Source organism: Mesorhizobium sp. WSM4887 (assembly GCF_029625865.1).
Lineage (GTDB): Bacteria > Pseudomonadota > Alphaproteobacteria > Rhizobiales > Rhizobiaceae > Mesorhizobium.
In genome coordinates, this window is the sequence record NZ_JARTVP010000005.1 from 316,281 (window position 1) to 336,486 (window position 20,206).

A 20,206-nucleotide genomic window follows, 5' to 3' on the forward strand; every position below is an offset into this window, starting at 1 on the left:
TGGTCCACAATGTCGGTGGCTGTCAAGCGAGGGAGGATGCAGCTGCGCAAAAAAACAAACGAGTTCCAGCTGAGACCAGGACCTGCCGAGTGGGATGGTGGCTTTGGACCTACTGCTTAGGTGCGAAACCGGCGCAGTGAGGAATAGCTCCTAGCAAATTCACGCTGAGCTCCCCGTCGCCGAGCTCGGCGGCCTTGCTCACCGGCTATCGTGCCGATGGGCATTTGGTCGAACGCGTTTTCGCCGCGCCTAGGCCGTTCGACAATTAGCTGCCCGATCCACCGATCGGGTGCTCGCTGTGCTGTGCATCTAAAACAATGAGGATTGAGACATGCCTGAACCCGCCGCCTGGCGTTATCAGAAAATCACCAAGCCGATGTTCGACATCCAGGCGCCTCATCGGGTGCTACTAGGCCGCGTCATCACCTGCGTTGACGACCAGATTATAGAGGATGGTTTTGTCGAGCTTCTCAATGGGAAGATCGCACGCGTTGGAAGCCGGGGCGACCTCGGTGACTCGCCTCAAGGCGCCGAACTTATCGATCTCGGCGGCATGACGATCATGCCAGGGATGATCAACTCCCACGCTCACCTTTCGTGGGACGGCATCCACGAGCTTTCGTTTCAATCCATTTACGACAGCCCTGAAATCCGCGCCTACAAGGCGGCCGGCAACATGCTGAAGTCCCTGCGGGCGGGGATTACGCTGGTGCGCGATCTCGGCGTCCACAATGCCAATCTGTTCAGCAAGCAGGCAGTCGAACAAGGCTTATTTCCGGGACCGCGTCTCCTGGTTTCAGGCGAGAGTATCATCCAGACGGGCGGTCACACCTATTGGGTTTGCCGCGAGGCGAGTGGCGCCGATGAGATGCGTCGGGCCGTGCGCGATCAGGTCAGGGGCGGAGCGGACCTCATCAAGATCATGGCTTGTCACGACACGCTGGAATTCACCGATGCGGAACTGGAAGCCGTGATCGACGAGTCCCATCGCAATCGGCTGCCGATAACCGCGCATGCCACCTATGATGCTTGCATCCGTCGCGTTGCCGAATTTGGGGTCGATTGCGTCGAGCATGGGGGCTCGATGAGCGATGACACAATCAAGATCCTGCTCGACAAGAAAATTCCGATTGTCACGACCTTTTCCGCACTCATCCTGCAGGCCAAGCCCGACATCGCGCGCAAATTCGGCATCCCTGAATGGAAAATCGCCGAACGGCAGAAGGCCATCGCGGACAAGTCGCGATTTGATGGGCTGCTGCGGGCCTCGAAGGCCGGGGTTCCGATCGTGTTCGGTACGGACGCCGGTAGCCCAGCCGTTGAACATGACCAGATCGCTCCGGAACTCGACTTCATGGTTGAGGTCGGTGTCTGCCCGAGCCGCCTTGACGCGCTGCGCTCGATCACCATCCGCGCAGCAAGGTTGTCCAAGCTGGATAGCAAGATCGGAAGTGTCGAGGCCGGCAAGGAAGCCGACCTCATCGTCGTCGACGGCAAACCCGACGAGAACCTCTTCGCGCTTTCGAATGTGCGCATGACCTTCATCGCCGGAAAAAGGATGCATTGATAATGAGCTTCATTGGTAATCGTCTTGCGGCGCGCATCGTGGAAGAGGACGCCTCGTTCCGCACCCGCATGATGAAAATCGCCGACGGCCTGGATAATGTCATCGCCATGGGCCGTGGCGATCCCGACTTCCACACGCCGGCCCACATTGTCGAGGCGGCCAAAAAAGCAATCGACAGCAACGAGCATCATTATACCGAGCCGACCGGCATCCAGGCATTGCGCGAAGCAATCTGTGTGGACCTGAAACGGCAGTATGGACTGAACTATGCGGCGGAAGAGATTGTCGTCACGGCTGGTGTTCAAGAATCCATTATGCTGTGCATGCTCGGCCTCATCTCGGCCGGCGACGAGGTGCTGATAACCTCACCGCGCTTCACCACCTACGACACTGCCGTGCACATGGTTGGCGGAGTGCCTATCCCCGTGCCCACTTATGAGAAGGATGACTTCGCGCTCGATGTCGCGGAGATTGAAAAGCGGATCACGCCACGCACGAAAATGTTCGTTCTGGTGTCACCCAACAATCCAACCGGCGCCGTCACCCCTCCAGACGTCATCCGCAAGATCGCCGATCTGGCCATCAAGAACGACCTCATCGTGATCGCCGACGAAATCTATGCGCGCATCATCTACGAGGGCAATGAACATCTCTCGATCGCCACCTTGGCCGGCATGAAAGAGCGCACAATCACGCTCAACGGCTTCTCCAAGACTTATGCAATGACGGGCTGGCGCGTTGGGTACCTCGCGGCCCCGGCCGACTTCGTGCACATCATGACCGAGCCGCGACACACGCTTTCGATCAACACCTGCACCATCAGCCAATTCGCAGCCCTCGCCGCGCTGACGGGGCCGCAAGAGCCAATCGAGCGGATGATCGCGGAATACGGCGAACGCCGCAGTTACCTGATGCCTGCGCTAAGCGAGATGGGCCTGAGCTACGGGAACCCGGGCGGTGCGTTTTATATGTACACGAACATTTCCTCAACTGGCATGCCAGCGCCGGAGTTCTGCGAGAAACTCCTGCGCGAAACAGGCGTGATGCTGTTTGCCGGCTCCATGTTTGGGGACGAAAGCTCCGACTACGTGCGCATCAGCTTCCTGCAGCCGTTGGAACAGATCAAGGTAGCTATGAAGCGTATGGGCGACTTCATTGCAGCCAATCGGAGGCCGGCATGAACAAGCCAAAACTGGACGAGAAGTTCGTCGGCATCCAGGTAAGCCCAATAAGCTTTGTCGATGAAGGCGTCGACGCTGTGCTTGACACCTTGCGCGACAGGGTCGGGGTGAATGTCCTGATGCTGGGCACGGTTTCATGGCTTGGCCTCAAAACGGGACGATCGATCTCGCACGAGCTGGACGGCTGGCCTGACCACGGCGTTCCGGAGCCCTTTCAAATGAAGGGCGGGGCATATTTTCAGCCGAACCCGGCCTACTATCAGGGTACCTTTATCAAGGACTTTCGCTCCGGCGATCCTCAGTTCGACGGCAAAGATATCTTGGCCATGGTAATCCCGGAGGCGCATCGCCGCGGGATGAAGGTCTATATCGAACTGATGGAGCCCTTCTTCAAATATACCGGGCATGGCTCCACCAACACAGTCGACATCCCCAACCTTGCCCAGGCAATGGAGATCGACGTTTTCGGAAGACTGGGCGCCGAGCCAAGCACGTCCCACCCTGGCTACCGCAACTGGATCCTTTCGATGATCGAGGACCAGGTTCGAAGCTACGATATCGACGGCGTGATGTGGTGCAACGAGCGCAATTCGCCGCTGGACCAGTTGATCCAGGGCCTGGCACCGGGCGATTTCTCGACACATGCACGGCGCGAGGCGATGGAGCGGGGTATCGACGTTGAGGCCTGCCGTCGCGCCTGCCTCAATCTCTACGACTTCATGCAGGAGGCCAAGGCAGGCAAGACATTTGCCGATGGAGCCTTCATCACGTTCCTGCGCGTTCTGCTGGACAACCCCCACGCCCTGATTTGGGAGAAATTCTGGCTTGAGCGCAACAAGGATCTAGACCGAGAACTCTACGGCCTGGTGAAATGGTGCAAGCCAAACCTGCCCTTTGGCCTCAATGTGTGGAACCGAAACCACTTCAACATCATCCGCCGGGCGCAGTGGCCCTGGAACGAGCAAACGGCTTATGCCGACTGGGTCAAACCGATCACCTATCAGCACCAATCGGGCGAGGTTTGGGCGAAGGAACTGTCGTTCTTCCAAAAGACGATATTGAGCGACTTTAGCCCTGACGAGTCCACCGCTGTACTCTACCGTATGCTTGGTCTCGATGAGGCGCCCTACGCCAGCGTGGTTCAGCGCGGCATGGATCCCGACACTTATGTTGCGGGTCAGTGCGTCGACGCGTTGCGCGGTGTTGATGGAAGGGCGAAAGTCTTTATGGGCATCGGTATCGATGCGCCGCGGACGAGGGCCGACCAGGCCAAGTGCACTCCCGATATCGCTTATCGCAGCGTTATGGCGACATACCGCTCCGGCGGTCACGGCATTGTTCTGGCCCCTAACTACGCCAGCATGCATCTGACCAATCTCGACGGCGTCGCGAAAGCGTTAACTGAACTAGGTCTCAAACCATGAGCGCCGGCGCCTACGATACACTCATTCAGGGGGCAATGGTTGTCACTCCAGACGGCGAGCAGGCGCTCGACGTGGGTCTCACAGGCGGGCGCATTGAAGCGCTAATGCCTAGTGGCAGCGCTGCGAAAGCTAACAAGTCGATCGATGCGACCGGACTGCACCTGCTGCCGGGCACGATCGACATTCACTTCCATATCCGTGCGCCCGCCTTTCCTGAGCGCTCGACGGTTGAAACCGAGACGCGAGCAGCGGCGGCGGGAGGCGTGACCACCTTGTTCGAGATGCCACTTAGCAAACCTTGCTGTGCCTCGGCCGATCAAATAGCAATGCGCAGGCAGCATTTTTCCGAACATGCCTTCGTGAATTTCGGCCTTTATGGGGCGCCTGGCGATCTGTCGCTGGAAGGAATGCAGGCGATGGCGGATGAAGGCGCGGTTGCCTTCAAGATCTTCACAACCCCTGCGCCGGAAGGCCGAGCCGATGAGTTCGGCGGTCTGGCCTTTCCCGATGAAGCAGATCAGATGGAGGCGCTCCATCAGGCCGGCCGTGTTGGACTGCCAATTGTTGTCCACGCGGAAAGCGCTGAGTTGCTTGCCTACTGTGGCGAGCAGGTCGCGACGCTCGATCCTTCGTTGGCCGTCACCCATGGCGCCTCGCGGCCTGACTATGTCGAAGCTGTCGCGGTGGCTAAGCTTCTGACGATGAACACGAAGGCGCGAGCCAAGCTTCACATCGCTCATGTCACCAGCGCAGCCACCGTCGATGTCCTTCGCCGCTTCAAAGGATCGTCGGATTTTTCCGCGGAGACCTGCCCGCAGTATCTATTTCGCACGGAAGAGGACGTTGAACGGGCAGGCGTATTCGGCAAGGTAAATCCACCGATACGCACCCAGGCGGACCAGGACGCGATCTGGTCTGCAGTGGCGGACGGCACGATCGCTCATGTCACGACCGACCACGCCGTGTTCGCGTTGGCCGAGAAACTGGCTTCGGCTCACAATTTTCTGACAGCCCCTCCGGGCACCCCAGGCGTTGAGTTCATGCTGCTGGCGCTATTGAACGCGGTCAACCAGAGGCGGCTGTCACTGTCCAAGGCGGTCGCTTTGGTTGCTGGCAACGGCGCCCGACGTTTTGGTCTGCCAAGCAAGGGTGCGATTGTCGAAGGGGCCGACGCCGACCTCGTGCTTGTCAACCTCTCCGGCAACACGGTGATCGATAAAAACCGCCTGATGACCAAGGCACGCGATCTTTGCCAGCTCTATGAGGGCATGCGATTCTCGGCAAGTATCGAGCGTACGCTCGTGGCAGGCGAAATAGTATTCGATCGAGGCAAAATCGTCGGCAAGCGTGGTTTTGGTCAGGCCGTGAGGCCTCAGCATGCGACTAGCTCACCGCTCAGATCGCCCCGGACCAAGGCTGGAGTGACCAGATGAGTGATCCAACAAATGTCTCAACAGGCGCTGCGGCCCCTCCCTTGCTGGAGGTTACCGACCTCCAGACCAGCCTTGTCGTTGGCGACGGCAAGCTACGCCTAAAGGCGGTGGACGGGTTGAGCTTCTCAGTGAAGGCAGGCGAGACACTGGCGATTGTCGGCGAGTCTGGCTCGGGCAAGTCGATCACCAGCCTCTCGATTATGCGTCTTCTGCCCAAGCGCATTGGTCAGATTACCAACGGCTCGATCCGACTGCGCGGAAAAGACCTCGTTACAATTCCTGAGAGAGAGATGCGGGCAATTCGCGGCAACGAGATCGGCATGATCTTTCAGGAACCGATGACCAGCCTCAATCCCGTTCACACGATCGGGAAACAGATCGCCGAAGTCGTGATGCAACACGACCACGTTTCAAAGGCCAAGGCCAATCAGCGGGCAATCGAGATGCTCGAGCTTGTCGGAATTCCCGAGCCGAAACGACGAGCCGAAAACTATCCGCATCAGATGTCAGGAGGCATGCGTCAGCGGGCCATGATCGCGATGGCACTGGCATGCAGCCCCAGCTTGTTGATTGCCGACGAACCGACGACGGCATTGGATGTGACCATCCAGGCACAAATCCTGGAATTGATGCGCAATCTCCAAAAAGAAATCGGGATGGCCATCATCTTCATCACCCACGATCTGGGGGTGGTGGCGGAAATGGCCGACCGCGTCCTTGTTATGTACGCGGGTCAGGTTGTCGAGACAGCGCCGGTTCGAACGCTCTTCTCAAACCCTTTGATGCCTTACACAGCAGGGCTGATGCAGTCCATTCCGCGCATAGGCAGCTCGCTCGACAAGCAGCGACTGAAGACAATTCCCGGTTACGTGCCATTGCTTACACAGCAGCCCTCGGGCTGCCGGTTTCGCACGCGGTGTAGATTTGCCGCCGATCAGTGCGTCGCAATCGAACCGGAAATCGAAGTCGCTGAGGCCGATCACAGTCTGCGCTGCTTGCGTTGGCGCGAAATCGATCCACAGACGTTCAAGGAAACCTGAAAATGATGACCAGTTCAGGCTTGGCCGGCCCTATCCTCGACGTCCGCAACTTGAAGAAGTATTTTCCAGTCCGCGGCGGCGTACTCAATCGCGTCGTCAACACGGTTCATGCCGTCAGCGACGTGTCATTCACTGTCGGCCGTGGCGAGGTGGTCGGCCTGGTCGGTGAGTCCGGGTCGGGCAAGACCACGATCGGCCGCACGATATTGCGACTTGAGGAAGCAACGAGCGGCGCGATCAACTTCGACGGCTACGACATTGTTGGCCTCGGCAAAAGTGAGCTCAGACGCTACCGCAAGCGCATGCAGATTATTTTCCAGGATCCGTTCGCCAGCCTTAATCCTCGCGAAAAGATCCGCACAGTGCTTGGACACGCGCTGGCTCTGCATGGCATCGGCGATCGCAATGATCGAGAAGACCGGGTGCTGGCCTTACTGGGACAAGTCGGTCTGTCTGGCGACTATCTCGACCGTTTCCCGCACGAGTTTTCCGGCGGCCAGCGTCAGCGTATTGGTATCGCACGAGCGCTTGCAGTTGAACCTGAATTCATCGTGGCTGACGAACCCGTTTCCGCGCTCGACGTGTCGATCCAGGCACAGGTCATTAATCTACTCGACGATCTTAAAGAACGGTTCAATCTGACCTTATTGTTCATCGCTCACGACCTGGCTGTGGTGGAACATATCAGCGATCGCGTGATCGTGATGTACCTGGGCCGCATCATGGAGGTCGCACCGACGCGCACCCTCTATAGCATGCCCAATCACCCCTATACCAAGGCGTTGATGTCGGCTGTCCCCAATCCCGATGTGACGGCCAGAAAAGATCGCATCATCCTCAAAGGCGACATTCCAAGCCCGATCAATCCTCCAAGCGGTTGCGTCTTTCGCACCCGCTGTCCGATTGCCGTCGCGGACTGCGCCAAGGTGGTCCCCCCACTCAAAATGTTGGGTGAGGGACACTACAGCGCCTGCATCCGTACCACGTAATTTCGGTTCAGCCGAACGTGTTATCCGGGGCACGCCTGCCGGATTGACCTCACCAAGAACACTCGCAGCCATTGCTAGCAGCGAACTCAATACCACATGGAGCACGCTATGACTGACCTGAACCGCAGCGAGATTCGTCAGCGCCTCGCAAAAGTTGATGCATCTAATGTTGCCGATGTCCTGGACGGATTGGGCCTGATGGATCAGGGCCTGCATCCCTCGCTACGCCCTTTCTCGGGGCAGCGGATTGCAGGTTTCGCCTACACCATCCGCGGCCAGAACACCCCCTACTCGCTTGCCGGAGATCCTGACAAGATGAAGGCGTGCCATGGCATTGGCGAGGATGAAATAAGTGTCTGGTCAGGCGATGGCGACGGGACATGTTACTTCGGCGAGCTCATTGCTCTTGGTATGAAGGAGCGAGGCAGCGTTGGCGCGCTGGTCGATGGCGGTATCCGCGATGTGCGCTGGCTGGAGCACCATGGATTTCCAGTCTTTGCCCGCTACCGCTCGCCGATCCAGTCAATCGCGCGATGGAAAGTGAATGCATTCCAGGTTCCGGTCTTCATAAGGGGTGCCACTTCTCCGCTGGTTCGCATCAATCCCGGTGACTTCATCCTCGGCGATGAAGATGGCGTCATCGCCATCCCCGCAGAACACATAGTCAATGTGCTGGAGCGGTCCGAGGGCCTAACGCGCAAGGAAGCGCAAATCAGGACAGATCTGGCAAGCGGCCTGACATTAGCCGAGGCTCTAGCCAAATATGGCCATGTCTGAAGACGGTCCGGTCTAACGCAGCGTGTCCCTCATGGCGCTGACTTCGTCCCAGAAGGCCGCATCATTCGGATTGTATCCAGGACACGTGATGGCTACCTCCTCAAGCACTGACGTAGGCGGTAGCACGCCTGAACGAAGCAAATCGTTTGCCCATGTGGCGGCAGCCTCCTGGGGAAAGGGTCTTGGCACCCTGCTGCGCATCCTGCGGCTGACGCTGCGCCATCCGTGGCAGGTTGCGGTCAGCATCCTGTCGACTTTTATTGTCGCGACCTTGCAGCTGTTCATCCCCCGGCTGTTGGGACGTGCCATCGACCAGGCGCAGGGTGTTGTGATCGCCGGAACTGGGGCCGCCGCCGAACAAACGCTCTGGAATACCGCGCTGACGCTGCTTGCCGTCAGCGTCCTTTGGGGGATCTTCACCATGGCGCAAAACTACTTTGGCGAGGCCGTCGGCCATCAGACTGGCTACGAGCTGCGGCTCGCCTTCTACGAGAAGATCCAGCGCTTGAGCTTCGCCTTTCACGACAGGATCCATACCGGCGATCTGATCACGCTTGGCCTGCTCGACGTTGACGGCGTGCGCATGTTCTTTACAACCGCCCTCTTGCGCGTTGCCCTGCTCGGCACGTTGATCGGTGCCGGCGCCTACCTACTGATTAGCACCGATCTGATGCTGGGACTCCTAAGTCTTAGCTTTGTGCCTTTCGTTGCCTGGCGATCCTCCGTAACGCAGCTCGCACTTCGCAGGACATGGTTGACGCTGCAAGAGCGCCTGACGGTATTAAGCCGAGTCATGGACGAAAATCTGGGCGGCACACGCGTCGTGCGAGCATTCGGCGCGCAGGACCATGAAATGGCAAAGTTCGACCTCGCCAAGCAAGATGCCCTGGACCTTGCAGCCGAGCGGGTCGACATCCGCGTCAGCAACACCAGTGCCATGAACTTCTCGTTTCTGGCGGCAATGGGCCTGGTGCTGTGGTTCGGCGGCCTGAAAGTCACCTCAGGTCAGACCAGCATCGGCACCCTAGCGCAATTTCTGACGTTCATGACAATGCTGCAGATGCCGGTGCGCCAACTCGGCATGATGATCAACGGTTTCGCGCGCGCTTTGACCTGCGGCACGCGTTTGTTCGAGTTGCTCGACACCGAACTCGACATCACGGACGCGCCGGGCGCCACGGATCTAGTTGTGACCGACGGTGTGCTACGCTTCGAGGATGTCGGCTTTTACTATGAGGGCTCAAGCGGGCGCCCGGCATTGTCCGGAATAACTTTTGAGGCCAAACTTGGCGAGACCGTCGGTATCGTCGGTCCGCCGGGTAGCGGCAAGTCAACCATCGCACACCTTATTCCGCGCTTCTACGACGTCGTTAGTGGCGCCATTACCATTGATGGCCAAGATATCCGCAGCGTCACATTGCAGTCCCTGCGCAAGGCGGTCGGCGTCGTTCAGCAGGACGCTTTCCTGTTCACCACCTCGATCGAAAATAACATCGCCTATGGCAACCCCTGGGCCCGCGAGACACGCATCGAGAGGGCGGCAGAATATGCACAACTGCACAATTACATTATTGGCCTGCCGGCGGGATACGCCACCGTCGTCGGCGAACGCGGCGCTTCACTGTCCGGCGGCCAGCGACAGCGCCTGACAATAGCGCGCAGCCTGATGCTGCGCCCATCGGTCCTGGTTTTCGACGATTCCACTGCAGCCGTCGATGCTGGCACCGAACAGCGCATCCGCGCGGCGATGAAGCGGTTTGCCAATGATCGCGTCACTCTCATTATCTCGCACCGGCTTAGTTCACTGATGCATGCGGACCAGATCCTGTTCATGGAAGATGGACGGATCGTCGAGCGCGGCACACATGAGGAACTGCTGGAGCTCAGCGGACGCTACCGCGCCCTCCACGACCTGCAATTGCGGCCGGACGATGACAGCCTTGAGGGAACCGTCTGATGTCGACGGAAGACGACGAAACAGACGACAAAAGCGGACGCCCAGTCAAGGCAGTCGTTGGCTCTCACCGCGATGAGGAAGAGGTATTCGGCAAAGCCTACGACCCACGGATCGTGCGGCGTATCTGGCGTTTCGTACGCCCGTACGAGGCGCAGATATTTGTCTCGGTGACCGCGGTCCTTGTCTTCACGCTCACGCAGTTGGCAATCCCGCTGGTCATCCGATACGCCATCGACCACGGCATGACACCGGGCAGGCTCGACCACCGGGTGCTGGCCTGGGCAATTGCCATCTACGCATTAATCATCACTGTCAACTACGCAGCCAGCTATGTGCAGGAAAGTGTCGTCGGCAAGATGGCTGAGAAAGTGCTGTCTGATCTGCGGCGCGCCATGTTCGCCCACCTGCAATACGTTTCCCTAAGCTTCATGGACAAAACTGAAGTCGGCAGGCTGATGTCGCGCTTGCAAGGCGACGTCAACTCCATGCAGGAGTTTCTAGAGACGTCGGTGATGTCGGTGGGCGACATCGTCTTGCTATTCGGGATCGTCAGCTTGCTCCTGTGGCTCGATCTTTGGCTCGGTTTCCTGACACTTTCGACCATGCCAATGCTGTTTGTCGTCCGCCTGTTTTGGCTGCCTCGTGCCAAATTTGCCTTCATGGCGGCGCACGAAACGAATTCCATCGCCAATGGCGCTTTGGCCGAAGGCATCCACGGTGTGCGCACCGTGCAGAGCCTTGAGCGCCAACGTGTCAACTTTGAACTCTATGACGAGAAGGTGCTGGCGAACCTTAAGGCACACTTGCGCTCGGCAAAATACGCGCAGGTAATGGTGCCAATCGTCGATACGCTAACCGGCGTCGCAATGGCCACAGTGATCGTTGTCGGCGGCTCGATGGTGCTGTCGCATAGCCTCGATGTGGGTGTCGTCGTGGCTTTCCTATTCTATATCCAACGCTTCTTCGACCCGATCCGCTCGCTCACCATGCAGTACAGCGTCATGCAGCGTGCCATGGCCTCCGGCCAGCGCATATTTGAAGTGCTCGACGTGCCGATAGAAGTTAGCGACAAGGACAGCGCGACAGCGCTTTCAAGTGATACGGACGGCTCGGTCGAATTCAGGAACGTTACCTTTGGCTACCGGGAGAAGCTTCCAGTGCTCAAGAACGTTTCGTTCCGCGTCGCTCCCGGCGAGACAGTAGCACTGGTGGGACCGACCGGATCGGGCAAATCAAGTTCAATGGCATTAGTGCACCGCTTCTATGACGTCTGGTCCGGTCAAGTTCTGGTCGGCGGTCACGATGTCCGCGATCTGACCCAGCATTCCCTCGGTGAACAGGTCGCGATGGTTCTGCAGGAGCCCTTCCTGTTCTCCGGGACAGTGCTGGAAAATATCCGCTATCATAAAACGCACGCCACGCGCGACGAAGTGGTGCGCGCCGCGCGGGCCGTCGGCGCACATGACTTCATAGAAAATCTGACCGACGGCTATGACACAGAATTGGAACAACGCGGCGGTAATCTATCCCTCGGTCAACGCCAGTTGATCAGCTTTGCACGCGCGCTGGTGGCAGACGCCAAGATCCTCGTCCTCGACGAGGCGACTGCCAGCATCGATTCCTATACTGAGATGTTGATTCAAAAGGCGCTGGTGACACTTCTAGAAGGCCGAACTGGGCTCGTTATCGCTCACCGGCTGGCAACTATTCGTGGCGCCGATCGCATTATTGTCCTGCAAAATGGTGAGATAGTTGAAAGCGGCACCCACACTCAGCTAATGGAGAAAAAGGGACTCTACGCCCGTCTCTACAACATGAGCTATGCTTCGTTCGACGACATTTCTGATGCCGGGCTTGATAGCGCTTCTCGCTCATAGACCTATGCGACCGCATGACTCCGTGCGACCGCAAAATGCATTCGAGATCGCCAATCACCTTGAATAAGGGTTAGTTCGCCGGCCGGACAGGGTCTGCGATGCGGCATCAACCGGCACAACTTGGAAGCAGCAACACGTTCTGGATTCACACATGCCTAACAACTCCCAGCCTATACTTTTCGATATACTTATCCCCGGAACCGCAGACGGTTGGCCGTCTGCATCCGAGGCCATCGGGTGGCCTTTGGAGAGCGCGCTGCAAGACGCGGTGTCGCGGCCTGCGGTCGCAGCGCTGGTTGATGAGTTAGCAATGATGCCCGAGGAGGCCCGCAAAGACCGGGTCCGCTCGTTCGAGAGCAGCGACCCGACCGACTTTGATCATATCTACGCCAGTCTGCTGGCAGTCTACTACGGCAGCCCGCAGGTAGCACAAAAGGTAAGATATGTGGCCGAATCTGGCCCGCGTGAAGTTTCACCGCATTTCGAGCGAAGCCTCATAAGAAAGGTCGCGGAAACCGACGCCGGAAGGCGACGCCTTTGACCTAGCTCGTGACGACCAGGGGATTTCAGGCGCCCAGTGCGATTTTAGTGCGCTTCTTGCGCTCGATCAGCAGCATATGGTCTTCGAGCGCTCGCTCTATCTCTTCAAAGCGGGTGCGCGGCTTTGCTATCTGATCAACAATCCAGTCGCGGAATTGCTCGTGCTGGCGCGGGATCTCTTCCAAATTCTCATCGCGATAGCGGTCGAAGTTGAAGACGATCAGCACGTGCCGAGCAATGGCATCCCACAGGGTCCCGACGATCGCATTACGTGCGCCAAATCTGATCGCTCGATGGAAATCGAGATCTGCAATTAGCGACGATTGTACATCCTTCATGCCTGCAGACGATCTCATGCTGTCGATAGGCCCCTGCAATTCATTGACACTGCCCGCTCCACGCCGCCAGTTGTCGATTGCGTCTCGCAGGAGAAGGGACTCAAGCGATAGGCGCGCCTCCATTATCTGTCGGGTTACGCCTACGTCAAACGCAGCGACTCGATAGCCGCGACGTCTACCGCCGGTCAGGATGCCCTGCGCTTCCAACGTTTTCAGCGATTCTCGAATAGGGCTGCGGCTGACCCCCAGTCTATCGACCAGCCGCGCTTCTACGATCCGCTCGCCGGGCGCCAGAACGCGCATTGCGATGGCCCCCGCAATGCTATCGGCCACGCTTTCCGACAATGAAACACGATTTGGACGTGGAAGCCCAACAAGATCCACACGCCCCATCATGCCCCCGCTATCCAGCTGCCATCATACAAATTGGCCACAAACGACCAACCCAGAAGCGCACCGATAGGCTAAGCTTCACAATGCCCGTCCGTGCGCTTGAGCGCATGTGCATCTCACCGCTGTTTCTATCAAAACAGTTCGTAACGAAGCCTAACACCTCTGTCACGTCGCCGATATAGGAAGGTGCGCTGGCCTTTAATAGCCGTGCAAGTTCGCGAGCGAAGCTGCTATCAGAGCGCACGGCTTTTCGCTCAGCGGCTGCAACCCGTTGGTCTTTTCCTAAAGCAGCAGGGCATTCGTATGCATCTCTTTGCGACGGTGCACACTACTGGAATGTATCGAAGCCAGAGCCCTCACGGCTGAGTCTTGCTAAGCTCCTGTACCAAATCCCACGCCCTAATTCGCTGATCATTGATACCTGCAGCATCCTGCAATGCCAAATGGACGAAGGCTGGAGCAAGCTCAAGCGGATCTTTCCAAATTTTGCGCAGCTCGGGCGTGTAGGTTGCTTCGCTTTGAGGCGTTCGCATGGGATGGCCTGGGGTGATCGTGTTCACCGCTACGTTGTAAGGAGTGAACTCCTTGCTCAGTGCACGAGACAATCCCTCGATACCAAATTTCGAAGCACAGTACGTGGATTCATCAAGGCCGCCGATAATCCCGGCATTGCTAGATACATTGATGATCGAACCCGAATGACGGCGCTTCATGCCCGGGGCTGCTGCCCTTATGCACAAGAACGGGCCACGCAAGTTGATTGCAAGCAACTCATCCCAATCGGAAACCTCAACGGCCTCGACCGGCTTGTAAAAAATTATTCCAGCATTGTTTACCAGAACGTCGATTTTCCCTGTTTCACCCTCAACCAGGGAGAAGACTTGGGAGATATCTGCGGCCGACGTGAGATCTAGTGTTCTGGGGCGGATATCACCAGGCTCGGCTGTCAGCGTCTCAAGCTCCTCGGTTAGAACATCCAGCGCATAAACGACGGCACCCTCGAGCGCAAACATCCTCGCTACCGCTCGCCCAAGACCGCGCGCCGCGCCTGTGACAATCGTGATCTTCCCGTCAAGTTTGCCGTTCATGCTAGTCTTTCCTTCGGCGGTGAGAGCCAACCATTATGCGAGTGTGGATATGATGTGTTCAGCCGAGCGCAGCGCTAACGCCTGGGCAGTCAAAGTCGGATTGACTGCCGCGCTAGTAACGAACGCACTCGCGTCGGCCACGAACAGGTTCGGCACATCATGACAACGGCCAAAGGCATCGACAACCGACGTCTCTGGGTCGTTACCCATACGTGCGGTGCCCATCAGATGAAAGCCGGCCTGCGTGGTGAGGGGCGTTCGATAGGTTGCAATCGCTCCTGCATCGCGCAGCAGCTCGTCGGCTCGGTCCATTCCAAAATCGAGAATCCGCCGGGAGTTATCAGACAAGCGGTAGATCATCCTTGCGATCGGCAGACCATCTGCGTCGATCTCCATCTGCGACAACACAATCCTGTTGTCGGGATGAGCTAGATCCTCGGCGCACACCGTAAACCCGCAGATATGATCGAAATGCGCTTCAAACTCCGCATGATGCCGCTCGCCCCAGCCGATACGCTGGCCGGTGGCTGTCCCCAATGCGGTTCCTAACGGTCCTGGACCGCCCGTGAGCTGAAGCTTGAAGCCCCGGATAAAGTCATGCCCAGCCCGGGTTGCGTAGAATTCAAATGAGACAATGCCGGCCTTTTCGCCACTCACCCAGGCTCCTAGGCAGTCAGCAAACAGTCCATCAACCCGTGCATATGGATGCAACATCAGATTGCGTCCCACCATCCCCGAACTATTGGCAAGACCGTTGGGAAACATCGCGGACGCCGAGAGGAGTAGCAGCCTCGGAGTGCCTATCCCGTTGGCCGCTAAAATGAAGCGGCTGCCGCGCACGCGGAAAACTCCGCATTCGCCACTACAAACGGCGGCAACCACCTGCCCGCTTGAATCGTGCTCGAGCCGCAATACCGCTGTATTGGCCATTAGCCGCGCGCCTGCAGCGATCGCCTCCCCCACAAAAGCGCGGTCCGCCCCCGAGCGAATACGGCTAGGACACCCCACGTCACATGGACCGACATGAGTGCAATGCTGCGTCCCATGATCGTCGCCGTCTTTGCCAACAACCAAATTGACCGGCCACCAATGCCAGCCGCGCCTGTCGAGCGCTTCGGCGAGTCGCCTGCCATGCGCCGCAATTGTGGGAAGGGTCATGCAACCGTCGGCAAGCGGTGCAGCTGATGGGTCACCGTTCATGGCCGCGACGCCCCAACGGGCCTCGGCCAAAGTGTAGTGCGGCACGAGGTCTTCGTAATTTATAGGCCAGTCATCACCCACCCCGTCGAGGGTCTGCACTCGAAAATCCTCAGGCTTAAAGCGCGGCACATGAGCCGACCAATAGATTGAGCCGCCGCCGACGTTATTGCCGATCATCGGTTTGATCGGCGTCTCATTATCGTCGATTGGATAGTCTGCTGCCCCGCGCCGGATGTTCGGATTGGAATTAAATTCTTGTTCCCGGCGGCGTTCCCAATCAGGACCTTCCCGGTCGATCTTTTCGTAGGGGAACCAACCGCCGCGCTCCAGGCATACGACGTCAAGCCCGGCACTGGCGAGGCGCCAGGCCGCCGCTCCGCCGGTGGGGCCGGATCCGATTATCACGACATCGGCCTCGACATCGGACATGGATGCTCCTCAGATCCAATCACCAGCCTTAATGCAAATTTCGCGCGGTCTTGCGCGACGGCGATCGTCGCGCACGACTTAGGCTACTTTGTCAGCTTAGTGTCGAAGAGATAGACGCGTTCGTTGCCTGGAGGCGTGAAGTCGACGCGCTTAGAGACGCCGTAAAAGTCAGGTTGGAAATAGAGCAGAAGCCACGGCGGATCCTCGTAGAAAGTCTGAAGCATGGCGTCGATCGCCGAGCGACGTTCTGCGTCTGCCTTGGCGTTATTCACCTTGTCCCAACCTGCGAAGAAGTCCGGATTGGTCCAGTTTGTGTTGTTGGTCGAGGCGTCCGGAGTTGAGAAGATTGAGAGGTCAAGCGGAGCATTTCCCAGGCTGCCACCGCTACCGATGAAGAAGAGCGGACCAGCTGCCTTCTTGCCCACAAGTGGGCTGTATACTGACGCCCACTCCATCGGCTGTACGTCGGTCTTAACTCCGATGTCGTTAAGATATTGACCGATCGCCATCTCGACATTCACGTCGTTGAGATAGCGCCCCCTCGGACCCTGCATGACAATGTTAAAACGAACGCCATCAGCGCCACGGGGGTAGCCAGCGTCGTCGAGCATCTTTTCGGCCTTTATCGGATCATATGGATAAGGCTGTAAAGAGTGATTTTCCTCTGGAGGGTTAACCGGACCAGTGGCGCGGGTGCATGCAAAGCTTAGCAGCTGCTTACAGATCGTAGGAACGTCGACTGCGTATTGTAACGCTTGCCGCACGTCCTTCTTCTGGATGGCAGCCCCGCCAGGCGTGGACGCGAAGTCCTTGCTGGTGTTGAAGCCAACGTAGATGCGCCGCGTCCCTTGAACAGCTTTGACTTCCGAGCTGCCGGAATTGTTGATCGCATCGATCTGATCGGGCGCCACATTGGTGATAATGTCGACGTTCCCCGCAATGAGCTCAGCCGAACGCGTCGATGCCTCAGGAATGATACGCCAGATGATGGTTTTAAACGTGGCAGGCTCTTTCCACTTCTGTAGCACAATTTGCGAGCCGTGGTCCCAACTGATGAGTTTGTATGGACCCGAGGCGATTGGGTGCTCCACTGCCTCCTCTGGCGACATTTTTTCGTAGCCGGCCTTGCAATGCAGAAACACTTCATTGATTAGCGCGAATGCAGTCGGAGTGCGGTGCGCGATTGTCACCTTGAACTCAGTTGCATTAATGGCCTCGGCTTTTTTGAAGCCGATGGCGGGAAACACATAGCCGGTCGTGTCTCCAGTGAATTTGCCAGCCGGATCAGCGGGTCGCATGAAGCTATAGGCAGCTGCCTCACCGTCGAGCGGTTCACCATCTTCGCACTTCATGTTGGGCTTGAGTTTGAACGTATACTCAAGCCCGTCATCGGACACCGAATACGAGTCGGCCGCCTGGGGTACGAATTTTCCCTCTCCGTTCTGAGCATAGAGCGTCTGGAAAATATGTTGGGCAATGTTGATGTTGTCTCGCGAGTCAAGTTGCGCGGGATCCAGCGTAGCGGCGTCTGCGGAAAGAGCGATCACCAACGTGTCGTCGGGCGGTGCTGTGTGGGCGGCAAACGTCGTTGCGGCAAAGGCCCCAGCGATAACGGTAAGAAGGCGACTCATACTCTTCATGGGCACTTCCTCCTTGCTATAGAACCGAGATTTGAAAGACGACTTGACCGTCGGTCCGGCGGCCAAAACGGAACTCGAGCCGGCGACCTGCGAAGTCGTCGCAACTGCGGCGTCGAATAGATGCCAGATGAATCGTCCCTCAAGGCCGTCGGTCCATTGCCTCAGCCATCGAACGAGATCGCCATAAGTTTTGCCGTTGGCAGGCCCCTAATTGAACGAGGTCGGCTAGTCCCAATATGGGGGCCGACAGTTCCGCAGACCCTCTAAGCGACGACTTCGACCGCATGGTCTTGGTCGGGTCCAAAATGTTCGGACCACCGGCTGTCAGCCTACCAGCTTCAAGCCGCCCGGCATTGTCAGGCACGTCACATCGGTCCGCCTTCATTGCCCAATATGTCCGATTGTCGACAATAAGATATTGCGAAGAACGGACTGCCTTTGTCAAGGCGTCGTTTGCTGAAAATTGCGGCGATCGGTCTCGGAAGCGCCCACCGTAAACGGCAGAGGAAGCCTGGGTGTGATGCACTTTGCCGAAAGAGTTTCTCTAAGCCGACCATTTGGCTCGGCCGCGTAATGTGTCGGATCGCGATAGTATACTCCGGGCTCGGGACTCTGAAGCGATGTCAATCATCGGCGAACGAACATGCTGGAGAGGAATGGCAGCGAGGTTCTCAGCTATACTCGCAGCTCATATTCTCGGCTGGTCAGCAATGGCGGATCCAGCGGCCCCGGTCGATCAACGCCGAGTATTGTATTTTCTCATTTAAATACGACAATTAATGAGGGAAACCGACGACCCAATAACAGCTATCCGGGGAAGGACTTCACCGATTGCTGGGCCGTGCTGCCATTCTCGACTATCGTTAGCAACCAGGGTTCTCGGCCCCCACGAAATGCGGTATCTCCGCTGCTCGTCGCACTGTCGAAACAGGTACTCCACCGTCGCCCGGGTGCGCTTGCCCCCTAGCGCTCACCGACGTTGGCCGCTCCGCAGGTTTGAGGCGACGACTCCCATGTCGCAGTTTACACGGACAACGTAGATTACATGTCTTCTTACCTTGTCCTTTAGAGCCTCAGAGGCGAGGCCGCCTTGTCGGTCATTGGAGCGTGCGGATAGGCTGTGACGGAGGGGATCGAATCCGACAAGATTGGTCGTCAGCTTGGCATAGGTGCCATCAGCGCTCATATCGGCCAACCTTCAGCATCATGGTGAAGGAGCTGGAAGCCTCTGAGGCTTCCTGAAGCGCACGTTCACTGGGCTGGAGGGCGTCGCGTGGATCAAATCAGCTTCGCCCTTGGGCAGGTGAAGTACGCGCAGCCGCTGCCGACGAATAGGCCAGGCGTTCGGCCATCGATCTGGTTGTAGGATACTGGAACTGTATCGGGGCAGTCCTCGCCCTGCGATGGCCCATGCGCATTTTCGACGGAGTGGCGGATGCCGCCGATCGCTCGCGCGCCGACGTGTCCGACCGCACGTGCACCCGCAGCTATTGACAGCCGCTAGTCCACATATCACAATCTAATTGTCGACAACTAGCTGGTCGACAATAAAATAAGTTGACGAGCAGGATGCATGGAGCGGCGCGCGCCCGTCCGGCCACCCCCCGAAGGATGCATGATGGTTCACGACCCCTATTGGGATCTGGTGCACGAGCCCCGGGAGCCCGCCTTCGACGCCAAGCGCACCGCGCTTCTTATCGTCGATATGCAGAACATGTGCGCTCACCCCGACGGCTGGATGGGCCGCCTAGGCAAGGATCAGGGCAAGCCAGATCAACTGCGGGAGCGGTTCGAGTTCATCGGCGACATTATGCCGAACCTGCGGCAGCTACTCACCCATTGTCGCAGGACCGGAATCGAGGTGCTCCACATTAGGATCGCCTTTCGCACCAACACGACGCGCGACGGCAAGCGCGGCCTGCTGAACCGGCAGGACGAAACCCCGCTGGTCCCCTTCGACTACGAGATCCTTGAGGGGATAGCCCCGTTGAAGGATGAGATCGTCATCAACAAGACGAGCGTCAGCACGTTCAATTCAACGGCGATCGACCAGATCCTGCGCAACATGGGCAAGGACCGGCTGTGGATGACGGGCGTCGTCACCGAGGGCTGTGTCGAGCTGACGGCCCGCGATGCTGCCGATCGCGGCTACTACGTCTCGCTGGTCACCGACGCCTGCGCGTCCTCCACGCATGCGGCACATGACGATGCCGTCCAGCGCATGACCGACGGCAACGTTATTCGCGCTCGCACGGTCAGCGAGCTCGTCGCGCTGGGCTGAGGTTCGCGACACCAGAAATTTGCGGAGAAGCCAAGAACGGAAGCATCAAACC

General features: G+C 58.0%; 15 protein-coding genes. 11 read left to right on the forward strand and 4 right to left on the reverse strand.

From position 1 onward, the window contains the following. The first annotated feature begins 331 nt into the window (after nucleotides 1–331). The 10 genes from P9230_RS20805 (at nucleotide 332) to P9230_RS20850 (ending at nucleotide 12,786) form a co-directional block, all read left to right on the forward strand. Nucleotides 332–1,567, forward strand: coding sequence for an amidohydrolase family protein (locus P9230_RS20805; RefSeq protein ID WP_278120713.1), 1,236 nt, complete (start codon nucleotides 332–334; stop codon nucleotides 1,565–1,567). A 2-nt stretch (nucleotides 1,568–1,569) separates the two neighbouring features. Beyond that, nucleotides 1,570–2,748: a pyridoxal phosphate-dependent aminotransferase gene (locus P9230_RS20810; protein ID WP_278120714.1), complete on the forward strand. Its 1,179-nt coding sequence runs from the start codon at nucleotides 1,570–1,572 to the stop codon at nucleotides 2,746–2,748. Next, entirely contained in the window at nucleotides 2,745–4,172 is a 1,428-nt protein-coding gene (locus P9230_RS20815; protein WP_278120715.1) for a family 10 glycosylhydrolase, read from the forward strand. Before P9230_RS20810 ends, P9230_RS20815 begins: the two co-directional genes overlap by 4 nt. After that, nucleotides 4,169–5,605, forward strand: a complete 1,437-nt coding sequence (locus P9230_RS20820) for a dihydroorotase family protein (RefSeq protein ID WP_278120716.1) — start codon at nucleotides 4,169–4,171, stop codon at nucleotides 5,603–5,605. The genes P9230_RS20815 and P9230_RS20820 overlap by 4 nt, the downstream gene beginning before the upstream one ends. After that, nucleotides 5,602–6,645 (forward strand): ABC transporter ATP-binding protein, encoded by a 1,044-nt coding sequence (locus tag P9230_RS20825; RefSeq protein WP_278120717.1) that lies wholly within the window; start codon nucleotides 5,602–5,604, stop codon nucleotides 6,643–6,645. Before P9230_RS20820 ends, P9230_RS20825 begins: the two co-directional genes overlap by 4 nt. A gap of 2 nt (nucleotides 6,646–6,647) precedes the next feature. After that, nucleotides 6,648–7,634, forward strand: coding sequence for an ABC transporter ATP-binding protein (locus tag P9230_RS20830; protein WP_278120718.1), 987 nt, complete (start codon nucleotides 6,648–6,650; stop codon nucleotides 7,632–7,634). Nucleotides 7,635–7,742: 108 nt separating this feature from the next. Next, the gene (locus P9230_RS20835) at nucleotides 7,743–8,411 is read left to right on the forward strand and encodes an RraA family protein (protein ID WP_278120719.1); all 669 of its coding nucleotides are present in this window, start codon (nucleotides 7,743–7,745) and stop codon (nucleotides 8,409–8,411) included. 88 nt (nucleotides 8,412–8,499) lie between these two features. Further along, nucleotides 8,500–10,368 carry an ABC transporter ATP-binding protein gene (locus P9230_RS20840; RefSeq protein WP_278120720.1) on the forward strand — a complete coding sequence of 623 codons (1,869 nt, stop codon included), beginning with the start codon at nucleotides 8,500–8,502 and terminating at the stop codon, nucleotides 10,366–10,368. Next, nucleotides 10,368–12,245 carry an ABC transporter ATP-binding protein gene (locus P9230_RS20845; RefSeq protein WP_278120721.1) on the forward strand — a complete coding sequence of 626 codons (1,878 nt, stop codon included), beginning with the start codon at nucleotides 10,368–10,370 and terminating at the stop codon, nucleotides 12,243–12,245. Before P9230_RS20840 ends, P9230_RS20845 begins: the two co-directional genes overlap by 1 nt. A gap of 244 nt (nucleotides 12,246–12,489) precedes the next feature. Beyond that, nucleotides 12,490–12,786: a hypothetical protein gene (locus P9230_RS20850; protein ID WP_278120722.1), complete on the forward strand. Its 297-nt coding sequence runs from the start codon at nucleotides 12,490–12,492 to the stop codon at nucleotides 12,784–12,786. A 25-nt stretch (nucleotides 12,787–12,811) separates the two neighbouring features. Here the strand turns inward: P9230_RS20850 and P9230_RS20855 are convergent, their stop codons facing one another. From P9230_RS20855 to P9230_RS20870, 4 genes are all read right to left on the reverse strand, one after another. Then, nucleotides 12,812–13,519 (reverse strand): GntR family transcriptional regulator, encoded by a 708-nt coding sequence (locus tag P9230_RS20855; RefSeq protein ID WP_278120723.1) that lies wholly within the window; start codon nucleotides 13,517–13,519, stop codon nucleotides 12,812–12,814. A gap of 353 nt (nucleotides 13,520–13,872) precedes the next feature. Then, nucleotides 13,873–14,604: an SDR family oxidoreductase gene (locus P9230_RS20860; protein WP_278120724.1), complete on the reverse strand. Its 732-nt coding sequence runs from the start codon at nucleotides 14,602–14,604 to the stop codon at nucleotides 13,873–13,875. 33 nt (nucleotides 14,605–14,637) lie between these two features. Further along, nucleotides 14,638–16,233: a GMC family oxidoreductase gene (locus P9230_RS20865; protein WP_278120725.1), complete on the reverse strand. Its 1,596-nt coding sequence runs from the start codon at nucleotides 16,231–16,233 to the stop codon at nucleotides 14,638–14,640. Nucleotides 16,234–16,316: 83 nt separating this feature from the next. Then, nucleotides 16,317–17,873 (reverse strand): ABC transporter substrate-binding protein, encoded by a 1,557-nt coding sequence (locus P9230_RS20870; RefSeq protein ID WP_278120726.1) that lies wholly within the window; start codon nucleotides 17,871–17,873, stop codon nucleotides 16,317–16,319. A gap of 1,573 nt (nucleotides 17,874–19,446) precedes the next feature. Between P9230_RS20870 and P9230_RS20875 the strand changes: the two genes are divergently transcribed. After that, on the forward strand, nucleotides 19,447–20,154 hold the full coding sequence (locus tag P9230_RS20875) for an isochorismatase family cysteine hydrolase (protein ID WP_278120727.1): 708 nt from the start codon (nucleotides 19,447–19,449) through the stop codon (nucleotides 20,152–20,154). Nucleotides 20,155–20,206 lie beyond the last annotated feature (52 nt).